Raw genomic sequence first — 17,143 nt, forward strand, 5'->3', positions numbered from 1 at the left:
GTAATGAAGTGGATGAGTAGGATTTTTTATGCTCGTTTTTACTATTCCCCCTATTATTCTGTTTGATAAGAGAAGCATCTAATCTACTTTTTCTGTACCTTTGCACCCCATAAACTACTAAACACATAAATTCATGAGTGCATTGAAAGGGCATCCGAAAGGCCTTTATTTGATTTTCGCGACAAGCACGGCAGAACGTTTCAGTTACTACGGTATGCGTGCGATCTTTATTCTTTTCCTGACGCAGGCATTATTGTTTGACAAAGAAGCGGCAGCATCCATCTACGGAAGTTATACCGGATTAGTTTATTTAACCCCGTTGATTGGCGGATACATTGCCGATAAATATTGGGGAATCCGTCGTTCCGTATTTTGGGGAGCGGTGATGATGGCAGTCGGACAATTCCTGATGTTTATGAGTGCCTCCACTTTAGATAATACGAACCTTGCCCACTGGATGATGTATGGTGGACTCGGCTTCCTGATTCTGGGCAATGGTTGCTTCAAACCCACTGTCTCTTCTCTGGTAGGTCAGCTCTACGAACCCGGAGACAGGCGGCTGGATGCTGCATACACCATTTTTTATATGGGAGTGAATGTAGGCTCTTTTGCTGCCCCTTTGATTTGTGGTTATCTGGGTGATACCGGTGATCCGCACGACTTTAAATGGGGATTTCTTGCAGCCGGAATCATGACACTGTTCACCGTTGTTCTTTTCGAGACTCAAAAGAATAAATATCTTTTTTCTCCTTCCGGAGAACCGATTGGCATTATTCCCGATGCTAAACGTGAAAAGAAAGAAGACAAGGCCGATCATATCTCACACCCGAAGATGGACAAACGTACCAAAGTACGTAATACCCTTGTAATCACAATTCTTACCATTGCTTTAATAGCCTTCTTTAACTATGCATTTGAAGGTGACTGGGTGAGCATCGGTATTTTTACCGCCTGCATTGTTTTCCCTGTTCTGATCCTGTTAGACGGTTCATTGACCAAAATAGAACGCAGCCGTATTTTCGTTATCTATATAGTAGCTTTCTTTGTCATCTTCTTCTGGGCAGCCTACGAACAGGCGGGAGCTTCTTTAACTCTCTTTGCGTCCGAACAGACGAATCGTGACATATTCGGTTGGGAAATGCCGGCTTCGTGGTTTCAATCTTTCAATCCCCTGTTTGTAGTTATCCTGGCATATATCATGCCGGGTGTGTGGGGCTTCCTGAACAAGAGAAAGATGGAACCCGCTTCTCCTACCAAACAAGCGATTGGTCTGTTACTCCTGTCTTTAGGTTATCTTTTCATCTGTTTCGGAGTGAAAGATGCTGTTCCCGGAGTGAAAGTGAGCATGATTTGGCTGACAGGACTTTACTTTATTCATACCATGGGTGAAATAGCCTTGTCGCCTATCGGACTTTCGATGGTTAATAAATTGAGTCCGCTGCGTTTCGCCTCCCTGATGATGGGAATCTGGTATCTGTCTACTGCCACCGCCAATAAATTTGCGGGAATGTTGAGCGGACTCTATCCGGAAGCCGGGAAAGTGAAATCAATCTTTGGTTATCAGATTGCTACCATGTATGATTTCTTTATGGTATTCGTCGTGATGTCCGGTGTTGCTTCGTTGATTCTGTTCCTTCTCTCGAAGAAATTACAGAAGATGATGCACGGGGTAGAATAAAAAATCGTATTTTTGCAAGGTTATTTTTAAATTACTGGTTATGGATACCATTCAGATAAAAGACAAATTGTTTACCGTTTCTATTAAGGAACAAGATATTCAGAAGGAAGTGATTCGCGTAGCGAACGAAATTAACCGCGATTTGGCAGGTAAGAATCCGCTTTTCCTTAGTGTGTTGAACGGTTCGTTCATGTTTACCGCTGATTTACTGAAGCACATCACTATCCCTTGTGAAATTTCATTTGTGAAGTTGGCGTCTTATCAGGGTATCACTTCCACCGGAGTGATTAAAGAGGTAATCGGCCTGAATGAAGACATTGCCGGACGTACCATTGTGATCGTAGAAGATATCGTAGACACGGGACTGACGATGCAGCGACTGCTCGAAACATTAGGTACACGCAATCCCGAAGCCATTCATATCGCTTCTCTGTTAGTGAAACCAGAAAAGCTCAAGGTAAACCTCAACATTGAATATGTAGCGATGGAAATCCCGAACGACTTTATCGTAGGTTACGGACTGGATTATGATGGTTTCGGACGTAATTATCCCGATATTTATACAGTAGTAGATTAATATTAAATAGGTACCAGTTTAAATGGTAAATAGTAAATCGTTAAATTGTAAATAACAAAATGTTGAACATCGTAATTTTCGGTGCTCCGGGTTCAGGAAAAGGAACACAGAGCGAACGTATCGTAGAAAAGTATGGAATCAATCACATCTCAACAGGAGATGTATTGCGTGCTGAAATTAAGAATGGCACAGAACTGGGTAAAACAGCTAAAGGTTACATCGACCAAGGTCAATTGATTCCTGATGAATTAATGATTGATATTCTGGCAAGCGTATTCGACAGCTTCAAAGATAGCAAAGGTGTAATTTTCGACGGTTTCCCAAGAACAATTGCACAGGCAGAAGCATTGAAGAAAATGTTGGCAGAAAGAGGACAGGACGTTTCTATAATGGTTGACCTGGATGTTCCGGAAGAAGAACTGATGGTACGTCTGATTAAACGTGGCAAGGATTCCGGTCGTGCTGATGATAACGAAGAGACAATCAAAAAACGTCTGCACGTATATCATTCACAGACTGCTCCACTGATCGACTGGTACAAGAACGAAAAGAAATACCAACACATCAACGGCTTGGGTACTATGGAAGGTATCTTCGCTGATATCTGCGAAGCAGTAGATAAATTGTAATAATACAATATTATAAATAAATAAGTCAGTAGCCGGAGTGTTCTAATTAACTGCTCTAACTACTGACTACTTTAATTACTTGAAAAAATATGGCTGAATCGAATTTTGTTGATTACGTAAAGATATACTGTCGCTCGGGTAAGGGCGGAAGAGGCTCTACGCACATGAGGCGCGAGAAATATTGTCCTAACGGAGGTCCCGATGGGGGCGATGGTGGAAGAGGAGGTCATATCATCTTGCGCGGTAACCGTAATTACTGGACATTGCTGCACTTGAAGTATGACCGTCATGCAATGGCCGGTCATGGTGAATCGGGGAGCAAAGGACGTAGCTTCGGAAAAGACGGTGCGGATAAAATAATAGAAGTACCCTGCGGAACGGTGGTTTATAATGCCGAGACAGGGGAGTATCTTTGTGACGTAACAGAAGACGGACAGGAAGTGGTCTTGCTCAAAGGCGGTCGCGGCGGTCAGGGTAACTGGCATTTCAAGACAGCCACCCGTCAGGCTCCGCGTTTTGCGCAGCCGGGAGAGCCGATGCAGGAAATGACCGTTATCATGGAGCTGAAACTGCTTGCCGATGTCGGTCTGGTGGGTTTCCCGAATGCGGGAAAGTCAACTTTGCTTTCTTCCATTTCGGCTGCCAAACCGAAAATTGCCGATTACCCGTTTACTACGCTCGAACCCAACTTGGGTATCGTTTCCTATCACGGTGGAAAATCCTTTGTGATGGCGGACATACCGGGTATTATCGAAGGAGCCAGTCAGGGGAAAGGTTTGGGACTGCGTTTCTTGCGTCATATCGAGCGTAATTCATTACTGCTGTTCATGGTTCCGGCAGACAGCGACGACATTCGTAAAGAATACGAAGTCTTGCTGAACGAACTGCGTACCTTCAATCCTGAAATGTTGGACAAGCAACGCGTGTTGGCTGTCACCAAGAGCGATATGCTCGATCAGGAGTTGATGGACGAGATTGAACCTACATTGCCGGAAGGCATTCCACATGTATTCATATCTTCTGTTTCCGGTTTGGGCATCTCGGTGTTGAAAGACATCCTTTGGGAAGAACTGAACAAGGAAAGCAATAAGATAGAGGACATCGTTCACCGTCCGAAAGACGTGACCCGTCTGCAACAGGAACTCAAAGACATGGGCGAAGATGAAGACATCGTTTATGAATATGAGGAAGATGTCGACGACGACGATGATATCGATTATGAATACGAAGAAGAAGATTGGGAAGAAAAATGATTTCACTTACAAAACATAACGAGTTGAAGGGATATAAGTCACTGGATGCATATCCCGAAGTAGCTCATTTCGTAACTACGCGTCACGAAGGTATAAGCACCGGAGCTTACGGCTCTTTCAACTGTTCGCCTTATACCAACGACTCATGCATGAACGTCAATCGTAATCAGAGCTGGTTGTTTCAGTGCATGAATCATCAGATAAAGGAATTATTTATTCCAGAACAGAATCATGGCTGTGCCAGTCTGATTATCAATGAATCATTTTTTAAAGAATCATTGGAAATGAGACGGCTACTTCTGCGAGGAATGGATGCCTTGATAACTAATGTGCCGGGATATTGCGTTTGTGTCACGACGGCGGATTGTGTTCCTGTATTGCTGTACGACAAAAAACAACACGTTGTGGCTGCCGTTCACGCCGGATGGAAAGGAACAGTGAAGCATATTGTCAGTAATGTGATGGATCACTTGAATAAGATGTTCGGGACGCAGGGCGAAGATGTGATAGCTTGCATCGGGCCGAGCATTTCGCTCGAATCATTTGAAGTAGGTGATGAGGTGTATGATGCTTTTGAAGAAAGCGGTTTCGATATGTCTCTTATTTCTATGAAGAAGAAGGAGACGGGCAAATATCATATTGATTTGTGGGAAGCCAACCGGATTGAATTACTGAATCTCGGAGTGCCTGCAGAACAGATAGAAGTGGCTGGAATCTGTACCTATATTCATCATGATGAATTCTTCTCTGCACGTAGACTGGGAATAGATTCCGGTCGTACATTGTCGGGAATAATGATTAGAAAGTAATAATTGGTGTCCGTAATCGCAGGACGCTGATGATTGGTTTATGATAAGTTATGTTTGAAATAAAAGTATCTAAAGAAATAAAAGACGCATGCCCGGTTTTTGCCGGAGCCGCCGTGTATGCTGCGGTGAAGAATACTGCTTACAGCGAAGGGCTTTGGCAGGAAATCAATGCTTTTACCGGGCAACTGACTTCCACTACACAGATGGAAGACATCAAACATCAACCCGTTATTTTTGCTACTCGTGAGGCTTATAAGCGTTGTGGCAAAGACCCCGGACGTTATCGCCCGTCAGCCGAAGCTCTACGTCGCCGCCTAATGCGTGGAATCCCTTTATATCAGATTGATACGTTGGTAGACCTTATCAACTTAGTGTCTCTTCGTACAGGACATTCGATCGGTGGTTTTGACGCGGACAAAATACAAGGTACGCACCTTGAACTCGGTATCGGCAAAGCAGGAGAACCGTTTGAAGGTATCGGACGCGGGGTGTTGAATATCGAAGGATTACCTGTTTATCGTGATTCTTTCGGCGGAATCGGAACCCCGACAAGCGATCATGAACGTACGAAAATGGATCTCGGAACCACTCATATCTTGGCCATAGTCAACGGTTATAACGGAAAAGAAGGTTTGCAAGAAGCTGCTGAAATGATACAGACCTTATTAAGAAACTATACAGAATCGGATGGAGGCGAAATCGTATTCTTCGAATAATTAGAATGAGCGCTCTAAGAAAAAAGACATGAAAAACATACTTATCTTACTGACAGTTTTATTATTGCCACTGACTGCCGACGGGCAGAATAAATCTTCCTTCTCTGCCCGTGAAATGGCTGATGTACGGGTAGCTACTCCCGGATTATTTGCTAAAGGCAACCATATCTATCTACATTTGGATTCTCTGAAAGACCACGAATATGCTTTCCCATTACCCGGAGGAAAAGTAATCTCTGCCTATGGAACTCGCGGTCGCGGAGGACATTCGGGAACAGACATTAAAACTTGTGCAAAAGATACGATTCGTGCTGCTTTTGATGGAGTGGTGCGTATGTCGAAACCATATTATGCCTACGGAAATATCGTTGTTATCCGCCACGCTAACGGATTGGAAACGCTTTATAGCCACAATTTCAAGAATCTGGTTAAAACAGGTGATGTCGTAAAAGCCGGACAAGCTATCGGGCTGACAGGACGTACCGGTCGTGCCACTACCGAACATGTACACTTCGAAACCCGTATTAACGGGCAACATTTTAATCCGAATCTCATTTTTGACTTAAAGGAGAGGACATTGCGGAAAGAATGTATCAAGTGTACCAAGAACGGGAGTAAAATCATTGTGGAGACGCATACTCCTGATAGCCGGATTGCGCAGAGTCAGAAGTAAATTATCGCACAAACCGTATACAGACCGGCTTGTCTACCTTAATATCCTGCTGTACGTTTGTTAACAATCCGGTGTCTATGTCTCTTTCATACACCTGTATAACATTGTTGTCTCTGCAAGCGACTAACAGATATTTGCCATTAGGCGTAATGATGAAATTACGTGGATGAATCCCTGTCAGTTGATAGCCTGCTTTCGACAACATTCCGTTATCCGGGTGAATACTGAATAGGACGATACCATCTGCTTTCAAACGATTACTGGCATACAGGAATTTACCATCCGGGCTGATATGAATGTCAGCGCTTCCTTGTGCGTTTACCGTATCGGCAGCGATTGTTTGAATCTCTTTTAAATTTCCGTCTTTATATTCAAAAGCGATTACTGTGCCCGATAACTCATTAATCAGATAAGCGTAATGGCCGTTTGGCGAGAAAGTCAGATGACGCGGACCTGAGCCGGCTTTCACTTTAAAGGCAGCAGGCGATCCTTCTTTCAGAAATGCTTCTTTATTCTCTGCATTTGCAGTGGGGTTAATGATAAACTTATGTATTTGGTCTGTGCCCAAGTCATCGGCAAACAAGTATTTACCATCCGGAGTGATACGGACACAATGCAGATGCGGTTTTTCTTGTCGTTCCTTGTCCACTCCCGTACCTTCGAATTTTATAATATCGGAAGCGGGTAGGAGCGAGCCATCTTTTGCGATAGGGAAAACGGAGATGCTGCCGCCACTGTAGTTGGCAGTTATCACATTATTTCCACTGGCAATGATATAGCAAGGATCTTCACCTCCCGTTTGCTGTGAGTTTAATAATTGCAAAGTACCTTTTTCTTTATTGAAGGCAAATGCATTGGCGGCAGCTTGTGTATTGTTGAATTCACTGACTGCATAGACGAATTTCCCGTCGGCAGACGGAACAAGATAAGAAGGATTTTCAATTTCCGCTTCACTTAATGGAGTGGCAGTCCCGTCTTCTTCGTTGAAGCGGTAGCTATATATCCCTTTACTGGTTCCTGATGTGTAAGTACCCACCAACATGGTAAGTTCGTTTTCTGTTGTATCGGTTGTTTCCATAGGAGTCTTTTTTTTAGAAGTGCAGCCACTGATACTGATTCCGAATATGCAAACAGCGGCAAATACATTGAATATAGATGTTCTGGATAGATATGTCTTAGTCATAAATAGTCTATTATTGATTGATTTTTCATGATGCTTTTTCACCTTAAATATAAAATAGCTCCGTAAAGATAATGCTTTGATATAATATTTGCTAACGTCTTCTCGTAAATTAGAAAACATTTCCTATCTTTGCACTCTTGGAAAGCGTTCTAAACAATCGCTATTCTGTACGAATAAAAATTTGGGGTTGACTGGATTTGACAGCGGGCAGAAATGGTAGGTAAGCATGCAGTGGGTCGGTAATTTCCACTTAAATCTCAGTTATCAAAATTTTATCTGGCGAAACTAATTACGCTCTTGCTGCTTAATCGAATCACAGTAGATTAGCTTAATCCAGGCACTAGGTGCCAGGACGAGACATCACTCGGAAGCTGTTGCTCCGAAGCATTCCGGTTCAGTGGTGCAGTTACATCGGGGATAGTCAAAGGCGGCCTCGCGTTTTTGATGAAACTTTAGAGGATAAGGCAGGAATTGATGGCTTTGGTTCTGTTCCTGCACGAAAATTTAGGCAAAGATAAGCATGTAGAAAGCTTATGATTTCCTCGTTTGGACGAGGGTTCGATTCCCTCCAGCTCCACAAAGTTATAATGAAAAGAAGAGAAGAATCCTGTAATCAATTGAATTACAGGATTTTTTGTTTGTAAATAGTTGAATGAAAAAGAAAATGAAAGAAAGGTTCTTGTTGGACTTTGTGTTGGACTGAAACCTAATAAAAGGAAAGTCCAACGGTTTCTTCATATTTCATTGATATTCAAAATATTGTACTTTTATATTTGATTGATTATTAGGAACTTTGCAGGCAAAGATTACTAACTAAAAAATCAAGAATATGGTATCTATTTTATTTTTTATTAAACGTAGGAAGTTGCTCAAGGATGGGACAGCTCCTATATATATAAGGGTAACAGTATATAAGCTCTCATCAGAGTTTGCTACAGGTAAAAGTGTTAATCCTGCGCATTGGTTGGCAATGAAGGGGAGAGTCAAAGGAAATACTTTATATAAATAAGCAGTTAAATACTTTTTTAGACCAACAAGAATACTTATTGCATGATATACACATCACGGTAGTGTCATCAACACAACACATTCCGCTCTTTTGAATGGTTGCGCACAGATAGTTCACAGCCCCTTCCATACTCTTTAAGGGATTTGCCATCTTGACAGCGAACATAGGTTCTGCGATGCAACGCTCTTGGAGCATCGGCTGCATTGCTGCGATTGCAGCGTTGTTGGATTTCATTGTAGTAGCCATATCAGTTGGGTTTTATAAAGTGAGTAACCAGAAGATTATCATTAGGGCAGACACAAGGCTGATAACCCAGCCTACGCCTCGGAATATCGGTCGGAGAAACACCCACAACACCAATCCGAGTATTGCGCCGATTATCCCCACTAACCAAAGGAGAACCCTTTTTATGCGGTTGAAACTGGAGATGGATGCTCTGCCTCGTCTAATTGATATGTTGTTGTTCGTTTTCATCGTGCGACATTTTTTTTATGCGTCTATCGACTATCGAAGTTTTGCTTGCTCGTTAACACGGTAGCGTGCGGAGGCAAAGAAGGGCTGTTCGCCCTTTGGCGGAAAAATACGAGCCGTAGGTCTGGAGATTTTTCAGTCAAAAGGCAAAAGAATAGCCCTGCTCCGCACGTTTATTAATCCGAGCAAGCAAGGCTTCCTGAGTTGATAGTATCGCATAATCTGGAGCTAAGACTCCGTGGCGGTGAAAACGAATGACAGCATATTGGCACTGAAAACACGATAAATAACAATTAACATTACAGTGCAACAATACTGCACCTTCGATAATTATCTTTGCATCAAAAACTCAAAATGAACAGAAATCAAAAAGAGCAATATTTGCAGACACGTTGGCAAATTGAATATGAGCGACGGGATGTAGCCCAATCTATTCAGGATTTATTCCCTAAGTGCAAAGAAGTAAAGCTGGAAATCAAACTCTCGTTTGTATCAGCTTTCGGTAAGAATGAAAAAGAGATCAATGCAACTCTAAATCCATGCGACAAATTGTATTGGCATCATGATTGCCTCAATAAAGATTGTACTGGATTTGGATTCTCACTTACCAATGAAATCAGAACCGCGATCCAGACTCGGCAAACTATAGAGGGCAAACTTAATTGTGATGGCAAGGAAGATTGGAAATACATTAACAACACGGGATGTTCATGTAATTCATCATGTCATTATAAAATCATCCCTCTGTTTTAATGGCACTGACCAGTCCCGGCAGGGCGAGTCTGTGATAAGCCGATGACGCAGGAAGGGGGATTAGCACAGTCTCGACGCGTGGACTGCTGAAACAATAGGCGTGATGCGGTCAAAAGATGTCAGTGCCTGCACCGTCACCTTTTGACGGCATAACCGCTGCCAACAATGCAGACCGACCTGCCTCTTGCCGCGCACTTATGTGGAAATCTACGGCTCTCACTCGCTGGGCTCTCACTCGATGAAATTGGTGATAAAAAATTCTCTTAATAATTTGGCGACAATTTATTTTAGTGCCATCTTTGCAAAGATAATCATTCCGATATGGGAACTAAGATAAATAATATACGTCAGCGAACCGCTTCTAATGGTATCCTGCTTACATCGTGGCTGGAGAAGCAAGGTGTAAGCAGAAGCGAAATATCCGATTATGTTGAATCCGGATGGCTGCTCCGTATATCTACCGGAGTGTATAGGTTTGCCGGTGATACTCCGACTTTATATGGCGTGTTGGCATCATATCAGGCTCAAAACGACTTGAAATACCATATAGGAGCGGCTACTGCTTTGGAATTAAAAGGCTTTTCCCATTATATAAATATGGGTAAACCTACCGCAGTCATATTCGCTCCGGTGAAACCACCTCTACCTAAATGGATCAGTCAGGCAGAACTTGATATGAATCCTTTGGAGGTGTCATCCAAAGTTATAGGAGAAAAAGGGATAGAGCAGATAGAATATAACGGCATGACACTGACTGTGTCGAGTCCGGAGAGGGCTATAATGGAATGTCTGTTGCTTTCGCCTATGCGATATGACTTGATGGACATATATTATCTGATGGAGATGCTGACATCTCTCAGGGTCTCACTTGTCCAGCAGTTGCTTGAAGACTGCACATCGGTGAAGGTAAAGCGGCTTTTTCTGTTTATGGCGGAAAAGGCCCGACACCGCTGGTTTTCAAAACTTGATCTTTCAAGAATATCACTCGGAAGCGGCACGCGCAGTTTTGCTAAAGGTGGAGTGAAGATTGCAGCGTATGATATAGTAGTCTCTAAAGAACTTGCAGGTTATGAATGACATATACAGACGTAAAGTAGAACTTCTACTGCGGATACTCCCATTCGTTACCGACGAGGAGTGCTTTGCAATACATGGTGGAACCGCCATCAATCTTTTTGTGAAAAATCTGTATCGCCTATCTGTCGATATAGATGTGACTTACATACCCCTTGAAGACAGAAAGAGCAGCCTTGAACATATAAATGACGCTCTTATGAGAATCGCGGACAGGGTTAAAAGTCGTTTTCGCGACATTAGGATAATACCACGTCTCGACATAAGTAAAATCACGTGTGAAAGCCGGGGATGCCAAGTTAAAATTGAGGTCAACCAGACCAAACGTGGTCTCGTGTGTGGAGAAGCCGCACTGCGTCCGTTATGTGAAAAGGCACAAGATTTGTTTGGCATGGAAGTCGATGCCAGAATCGTGTCTATCCCACAGTTATATGGTGGAAAGATTTCAGCGGCTTTGTCCCGGCAGCATCCACGTGACCTTTTTGACATAAGCCAGATGGACATTCCGGTAGAAGATGTGAAGGAAGGTCTTGTATTCTGTCTGCTGGGCAGCGATCGCCCCATTCATGAATCATTTGCTCCAAACTTGATTGACCAACGCGATGCGATGGAACATCAGTTTGCCGGAATGAGTGAAATCCCGTTTACATACGAGGAATTTGAATCGACAAGAGACAAACTTATAAGGGATGTCAATTCGGCTATGACGGAAGATGACAAGAAATTTCTTATCGGGTTTGAAGACCTGACTGTTGACTGGAGCGATACCATTTACTCCGGCTTCCGGGATTATCCGTCGGTTAAATGGAAAATCCAGAACTTGCAGAAACTGAAAAAGTCCAATCCGAAAAAGTTAATGACGGAGGCTGACAAACTTCGAGAGATATTCAAAGTATAGTCTTAACAGTCGTATTAACAATGCTTAAAACGATGAATATCAATGGAAAAAGTATTATCCTTGTATCGATAAAAAGAATCACTCAAAGCATCGCCACAAGAGGTGGCGATGAGTAATCAAAATTAGGTTGCAAATTAGTGGCAGAACAAATCATCGTTCTTGCAACTGGCTGATATATGCGCATTTAACCAGCAAGGAACAAGTCCCTCCAACTCCACTTTATACTAATTATTAGTATTTATAAAAAGAACACTCAATATTGCAAAAGTAATATTGAGTGTTCTTTTATGATGGGGGTATCAATGGGATTTTATTACCTCTCGTGAACCATTTATTTTTATATCCGTATCAGGCAATAATCTTTTAATACGCTCTATTCCCTCTTTAGTAATTTTTCCATATAAACTCAACGATCCGATTTTTATCTTTGATATTTCGTCCGGTATATTGATTGTGTCGATAAATTGGATATCCAGCCTTTTTATTTCTTTGAGCTCTAACAGTACAGCCGGAAATTCTTTTACTCTGATATTGATGCCGCTTCCCCAGCCATCATTTTGAGCATCAGCACTCAATTTACTTTTTAATCCTTCCTTGTTAACATCTTTTTTCCTGATCATCCAGCCAATTTGCGGTCGCAGAGCAAAAGTCTTATTATTTTGTTCTAATCCGATGAAGCCTGCCCAGAATTCTAATGGAGTTTCTTTGACAGCATTGCTATATACTTCCAGATACTTTACATCTACCTTCACTATTTCATCAGGGAGACAATTTGTGCCTTCTAGCTGTTTCAGATTATTTCTTTTCCCTTCCTTATCATAAGGGAAAAACTTCACGATCCATCCATCGATAATGTTTGGGGCTCCGTATCGTTTCTGTGAATGATATTTAAACATATTGCGCCAAAAGTCCTTATTAACCTCCCCTTTGGATGCTTTGACGAATTCTTCCAAAAGAGGTTCCAGTTCAGAAATCCACCAATCGAGTTTGTATTCTTTCAAGCCTCTGGCTTTATGCAGTAGTTTTTCCCAGTCCTCCGGTGTTCCTTCGAGAGTTATTTCAGGTATTCCACAGACAATGCGTATGATTATAAACTCAAAGTAAGGTTTCACAGCTTCCATGATTGTTATTTCGGAAGCAACTTTCTCTAAAGAGGTAGTCGTTGAGAAATTGCAGGTGAGAAGTTCGGTCAGATGTTTGCCGGCATATTGGGATATTTGTTCAGTAAATTGCGGAAAGATTTTCTCCCATGAAAGAGTAGGGTCCTCCAGTTTTTTATCTTCTCTCACAATTAAGGATAGTTTGCCGGAGAAATCAACAAGCTCATTTCTCATAGATTCCTGATTGGCATTGATATGCCGTGCAAATCCCTGGCTGATTAATAGCCAAATCATATCCGGGGACAATACAAATGGCCTGTGATCCGCATAAGCCTGATACATACCGTTGAAAAAAGAATTAGGGCCAAAAGAAACGAGACTGTCGGGAGATTCGCTCTTTGCAATGATATGATAAGGAACCTCGATATTCTTCTTCTTTATCTCATAAGGCTCTATGCTCATATCCGATAATATAAGCCTCTCATAAATCTCATTCGGGGAGCATAGATTAAGTGATTTTTTAGGTTTTGAAAGCTTTTCAACCTTAAAAGTGATGCCATTTTGAGCGAATGTGGAAACACAGCAAAATATGAATAAGTAAAATAATGTGTTTTTCATAATCTTAAAGAGTTGTATGGTGGCACAAACTTATCAACTACCTCTATATTTTGAATAGACGATATGCAAATATAATATTATAAGAACTATCTTTGACAAGATATTGAATGTTTTTTGATTTATATCTATAAAAATCATAAGCATATTATTTCTTGAACCGATAAGCAGGATTTATTCGGGAATTTGTAGTAAGTTTGCTCTGCTAATCCTGAACAATGACGCAGAGAAAGATTATACATATCGACATGGACGCCTTCTATACCTCTGTAGAACAGCGTGATAATCCGGAACTTCGTGGCAAGCCTTTGGCGGTAGGTCATGCAGAAGAGCGGGGAGTGGTGGCTGCTGCCAGCTATGAGGCCCGACGTTACGGTGTTCGTTCCGCCATGGCTTCGCAAAAGGCGAAACGTCTTTGTCCCCAACTCATTTTTGTATCTGGCAGGATGGATGTTTATAAATCCGTTTCCCGTCAGATACATGAGATTTTCCACGAATATACGGATATCATCGAACCTTTGTCTCTGGATGAGGCTTTCTTGGATGTCACTGAAAATAAGAAAGATATTTCTCTGGCTGTGGACATAGCAAAGGAAATAAAGCAGAAGATCCGGGAACAACTCAACCTTGTTGCGTCTGCCGGAGTTTCTTATAATAAGTTTTTGGCTAAAATAGCTTCGGACTATCGCAAACCGGATGGCTTATGTACCATTCATCCGGAACAAGCTCTTGATTTTATAGCCCGTCTTCCTATCGAATCTTTTTGGGGAGTGGGTCCGGTGACTGCAAAGAAGATGCATCTACTTGGCATCCACAATGGACTTCAACTACGGAAATGCTCTCTTGAAATGCTGACAGCCCATTTCGGGAAAGCCGGTGCGCTGTATTATGAATGCTCACGGGGAATTGACGAACGCCCTGTTGAAGCAATTCGTATCCGTAAATCCATCGGTTGCGAACGTACATTGGAACGTGATATTTCAGCCCGTTCATCGGTTATTATTGAACTATACCATGTGGCGGTAGAGCTGATTGAACGTCTTCAGCGAAAAGACTTCAAAGGCAACACGCTTACCCTGAAAATCAAGTTTCATGATTTTAGCCAGATAACCCGAAGCCTTACTCAATCGCAGGAACTCACCACCTTAGACCGGGTACTCCCACTTGCAAAAGAATTGCTTAAAAGTGTCGAATTTGAGCAACATCCAATCCGGCTCATCGGCCTTTCCGTCTCCAATCCAAAGGAAGAAGCCGATGAACAACACGGTGTATGGGAACAGTTGAGCTTTGAATTTAGCGATTGGGATTGAGGGCGAAGGGGAAGAAATAGAGGGATGAAGAGGAAAGAATAGGGGATGAAAAAGAAGAGAATCAAAGAATGAAAAAAGAAAGAGGATAGAATATCCAAACAGATGCTTTGTCTGAAGTAAAACAGATACTCTATTTGAAATAAAATAGAGCCTTTATTTGCCCTAAACAGAGCCTCTGTTTGGAATAAATAGAACCTCTATTTTCTCCAAAGGGAGCCTCTGTTTTCTGAAACTGCATCTTTGTTTTTCCGAAATGAAAACCCGGTTTCCGTGTGACTTAAATTGTTTCTACAATGACTTAATTTGTTCTTATAATGACTTAAAAGCCTAAAATATAGCAATTAAGAGTACTATTTTTGAAGTATGTACTTTTTTGTCATCAGGTTCGTATGATTTACTCACCTCATTTTTTATCAGATACGTTATCTTTGCAATACTTAAATGAATGAAAATACCATGAATCGAATGAAACATTTATTTTGTGTTCTTTTACTAGCAGCTTTAGGAAGTTTTTCTTTCAAAGCAAACGCTTACACCGAACGCAATATGCTGCAAAAAGCGGCAGACGAGACTACGTTGAAAAACGTGTTGGTAATGAAACAAGCTTGGGTGCCTTATCCAGCTTATACAGATCGTGCCGCCTGGGATTCTCTGATGGGCCCTAATAAGCAACGCCTCATCGAAGCCGGCGAAAAACTCCTCAACTATAAATGGCAGCTGATACCTGCCACAGCTTATCTGGAATACGAACGTAGTGGTAACCGTAAAATAATGGAAGTTCCTTATGACGCCAACCGCCAAGCACTTAACGCCTTGATGCTCGCCGAACTGGCCGAAGGGAAAGGACGTTTTATCGACCAACTACTGAACGGAGCATATATGAGCTGTGAAATGAATTCATGGGTTTTATCCGCACACTTGCCGCGCCAGAGTAGCAAACGTTCACTTCCCGACTTCCGCGAACAGATTATCGACCTCGGCTCAGGCGGATATGGAGCTTTAATGGCCTGGGTACACTATTTCTTCCGTAAGCCATTCGACAAAATCAATCCCGTAGTATCCTTGCAAATGCGTAAAGCAATTAAAGAACGTATTCTTGATCCGTACATGAACGACGATGAAATGTGGTGGATGGCTTTTAACTGGAAACCGGGAGAAATCATCAATAACTGGAATCCCTGGTGTAACTCTAATGCCCTGCAATGTTTCTTACTGATGGAGAACAATAAGGATAAGTTGGCAAAAGCTGTTTATCGTTCCATGCAGTCGGTCGATAAGTTTATCAACTTTGTGAAATCCGATGGGGCCTGTGAAGAGGGAACCTCTTACTGGGGACATGCCGCCGGAAAGCTCTATGACTATTTGCAGATACTCTCTGATGGCACAGGTGGCAAACTGTCTCTGTTCAATGAACCGATGATCCGCCGGATGGGAGAATATATGTCCCGCTCGTATGTCGGCAATGGCTGGGTGGTGAATTTTGCTGATGCATCGGCACAAGGCGGGGGCGATCCTTTGTTAATCTATCGGTACGGTAAAGCTGTAAACAGCGATGAAATGATGCATTTTGCCGCTTACCTGCTGAATGGAAGAAAACCGTATGCTACCATGGGCAACGATGCTTTCCGTTCGCTTCAATCTCTACTCTGCTGTAATGAGCTGGCTAAAGCAACTCCGAAACATGATATGCCGGATGTAACCTGGTATCCCGAAACGGAATTCTGCTATATGAAGAACAAGAACGGTATGTTCGTTGCCGCTAAAGGCGGATTTAATAACGAAAGCCATAACCACAATGATGTAGGAACCTTTTCTTTATACGTAAATACAATTCCTGTGATTATTGATGCCGGTGTAGGTACATATACCAAACAGACGTTCGGTAAAGACCGCTATACCATTTGGACCATGCAGAGCAACTATCATAACTTGCCGATGATTAACGGAGTACCGCAGAAATTCGGGCAGGAGTATAAAGCTACAAATACCGTTTGCAATGAGAAGAAACGGATGTTCTCTACGGATATAGCTACTGCTTATCCGGCAGAAGCGAAAGTGAAAAGCTGGGTTCGCTCTTATGTTCTTGATGATAAAAAACTCATTATTGGTGATATTTATACGTTGGATGAGGCTATTGCTCCTAATCAAATGAACTTTTTAACTTGGGGCAATGTGACTTTCCCGTCAGCCGGAAAAATCCGTATTGAAGTAAAGGGACAAAAGGTAGAAATGCACTATCCGTCGCAGTTTAAAGCCGAACTGGAAACAATCAAACTGGATGATCCGCGCCTGTCTAACGTATGGGGCAAAGAGATTTACCGCATCACACTGAAGACTGAAGAAAAGAAAGTGACAGGTAAATATGGATTTGTTATTCAACAAGTGAAGTAGGATG

General features: G+C 42.3%; 16 protein-coding genes and 1 other RNA gene. 14 read left to right on the forward strand and 3 right to left on the reverse strand.

Going from position 1 to position 17,143, the window contains the following annotated elements; genetic code table 11:
- The first annotated feature begins 133 nt into the window (after positions 1-133).
- From I2I04_RS19780 to I2I04_RS19810, 7 genes are all read left to right on the forward strand, one after another.
- Positions 134-1,678 carry a peptide MFS transporter gene (locus tag I2I04_RS19780; RefSeq protein WP_195471465.1) on the forward strand — a complete coding sequence of 515 codons (1,545 nt, stop codon included), beginning with the start codon at positions 134-136 and terminating at the stop codon, positions 1,676-1,678.
- Positions 1,679-1,718: 40 nt separating this feature from the next.
- Positions 1,719-2,255: a hypoxanthine phosphoribosyltransferase gene (hpt, locus tag I2I04_RS19785; protein ID WP_024986256.1), complete on the forward strand. Its 537-nt coding sequence runs from the start codon at positions 1,719-1,721 to the stop codon at positions 2,253-2,255.
- A 59-nt stretch (positions 2,256-2,314) separates the two neighbouring features.
- Positions 2,315-2,884: an adenylate kinase gene (locus I2I04_RS19790; RefSeq protein ID WP_121960022.1), complete on the forward strand. Its 570-nt coding sequence runs from the start codon at positions 2,315-2,317 to the stop codon at positions 2,882-2,884.
- A gap of 89 nt (positions 2,885-2,973) precedes the next feature.
- Entirely contained in the window at positions 2,974-4,137 is a 1,164-nt protein-coding gene (gene obgE, locus I2I04_RS19795) for a GTPase ObgE (protein ID WP_008021004.1), read from the forward strand.
- Entirely contained in the window at positions 4,134-4,946 is an 813-nt protein-coding gene (gene pgeF, locus I2I04_RS19800; protein ID WP_143258191.1) for a peptidoglycan editing factor PgeF, read from the forward strand. Before obgE ends, pgeF begins: the two co-directional genes overlap by 4 nt.
- 50 nt (positions 4,947-4,996) lie before the next feature.
- Positions 4,997-5,662, forward strand: coding sequence for a B3/4 domain-containing protein (locus tag I2I04_RS19805; protein ID WP_143258192.1), 666 nt, complete (start codon positions 4,997-4,999; stop codon positions 5,660-5,662).
- Between the two features lie 28 nt (positions 5,663-5,690).
- Complete coding sequence (locus I2I04_RS19810; protein ID WP_195655754.1) at positions 5,691-6,335, forward strand: M23 family metallopeptidase; 645 nt, start codon at positions 5,691-5,693, stop codon at positions 6,333-6,335.
- 1 nt (position 6,336) lies between these two features.
- Here I2I04_RS19810 and I2I04_RS19815 read toward each other — a convergent pair whose 3' ends face one another.
- The gene (locus I2I04_RS19815) at positions 6,337-7,518 is read right to left on the reverse strand and encodes a lactonase family protein (protein ID WP_195655755.1); all 1,182 of its coding nucleotides are present in this window, start codon (positions 7,516-7,518) and stop codon (positions 6,337-6,339) included.
- 183 nt (positions 7,519-7,701) lie between these two features.
- On the opposite strand from I2I04_RS19815, the gene ssrA reads away from it, so the two are divergent.
- Positions 7,702-8,098, forward strand: a transfer-messenger RNA (tmRNA) gene (gene ssrA, locus I2I04_RS19820).
- 249 nt (positions 8,099-8,347) lie between these two features.
- The gene (locus tag I2I04_RS23695) at positions 8,348-8,527 is read left to right on the forward strand and encodes an Arm DNA-binding domain-containing protein (protein WP_195655756.1); all 180 of its coding nucleotides are present in this window, start codon (positions 8,348-8,350) and stop codon (positions 8,525-8,527) included.
- Here the strand turns inward: I2I04_RS23695 and I2I04_RS19830 are convergent.
- A complete protein-coding gene (locus I2I04_RS19830) occupies positions 8,516-8,773 on the reverse strand; it encodes a Cas9 inhibitor AcrIIA9 family protein (RefSeq protein ID WP_195655757.1) in 258 nt (85 codons plus the stop codon). The two genes, I2I04_RS23695 and I2I04_RS19830, sit on opposite strands and share 12 nt — an antisense overlap.
- Before the next feature lie 579 nt (positions 8,774-9,352).
- Here I2I04_RS19830 and I2I04_RS19835 point away from each other — a divergent pair.
- From I2I04_RS19835 to I2I04_RS19845, 3 genes are all read left to right on the forward strand, one after another.
- Positions 9,353-9,751: a hypothetical protein gene (locus I2I04_RS19835; protein WP_195655758.1), complete on the forward strand. Its 399-nt coding sequence runs from the start codon at positions 9,353-9,355 to the stop codon at positions 9,749-9,751.
- A gap of 321 nt (positions 9,752-10,072) precedes the next feature.
- Positions 10,073-10,828, forward strand: a complete 756-nt coding sequence (locus I2I04_RS19840) for a type IV toxin-antitoxin system AbiEi family antitoxin (RefSeq protein ID WP_195471473.1) — start codon at positions 10,073-10,075, stop codon at positions 10,826-10,828.
- Positions 10,821-11,723 carry a nucleotidyl transferase AbiEii/AbiGii toxin family protein gene (locus I2I04_RS19845; RefSeq protein WP_195471475.1) on the forward strand — a complete coding sequence of 301 codons (903 nt, stop codon included), beginning with the start codon at positions 10,821-10,823 and terminating at the stop codon, positions 11,721-11,723. The genes I2I04_RS19840 and I2I04_RS19845 overlap by 8 nt, the downstream gene beginning before the upstream one ends.
- Positions 11,724-12,022: 299 nt before the next feature.
- Here I2I04_RS19845 and I2I04_RS19850 read toward each other — a convergent pair whose 3' ends face one another.
- Complete coding sequence (locus I2I04_RS19850; RefSeq protein ID WP_195655759.1) at positions 12,023-13,441, reverse strand: DUF4419 domain-containing protein; 1,419 nt, start codon at positions 13,439-13,441, stop codon at positions 12,023-12,025.
- 215 nt (positions 13,442-13,656) lie between these two features.
- On the opposite strand from I2I04_RS19850, the gene dinB reads away from it, so the two are divergent.
- Both dinB and I2I04_RS19860 read left to right on the forward strand, forming a co-directional pair.
- Positions 13,657-14,748: a DNA polymerase IV gene (gene dinB / locus I2I04_RS19855; RefSeq protein WP_195655760.1), complete on the forward strand. Its 1,092-nt coding sequence runs from the start codon at positions 13,657-13,659 to the stop codon at positions 14,746-14,748.
- A gap of 456 nt (positions 14,749-15,204) precedes the next feature.
- Positions 15,205-17,139, forward strand: coding sequence for a heparinase II/III family protein (locus tag I2I04_RS19860; RefSeq protein WP_195471510.1), 1,935 nt, complete (start codon positions 15,205-15,207; stop codon positions 17,137-17,139).
- Positions 17,140-17,143: the final 4 nt, after the last annotated feature.

The organism is Bacteroides sp. 1001136B_160425_E2 (assembly GCF_015559655.1).
GTDB classification, from domain to species: domain Bacteria; phylum Bacteroidota; class Bacteroidia; order Bacteroidales; family Bacteroidaceae; genus Bacteroides; species Bacteroides luhongzhouii.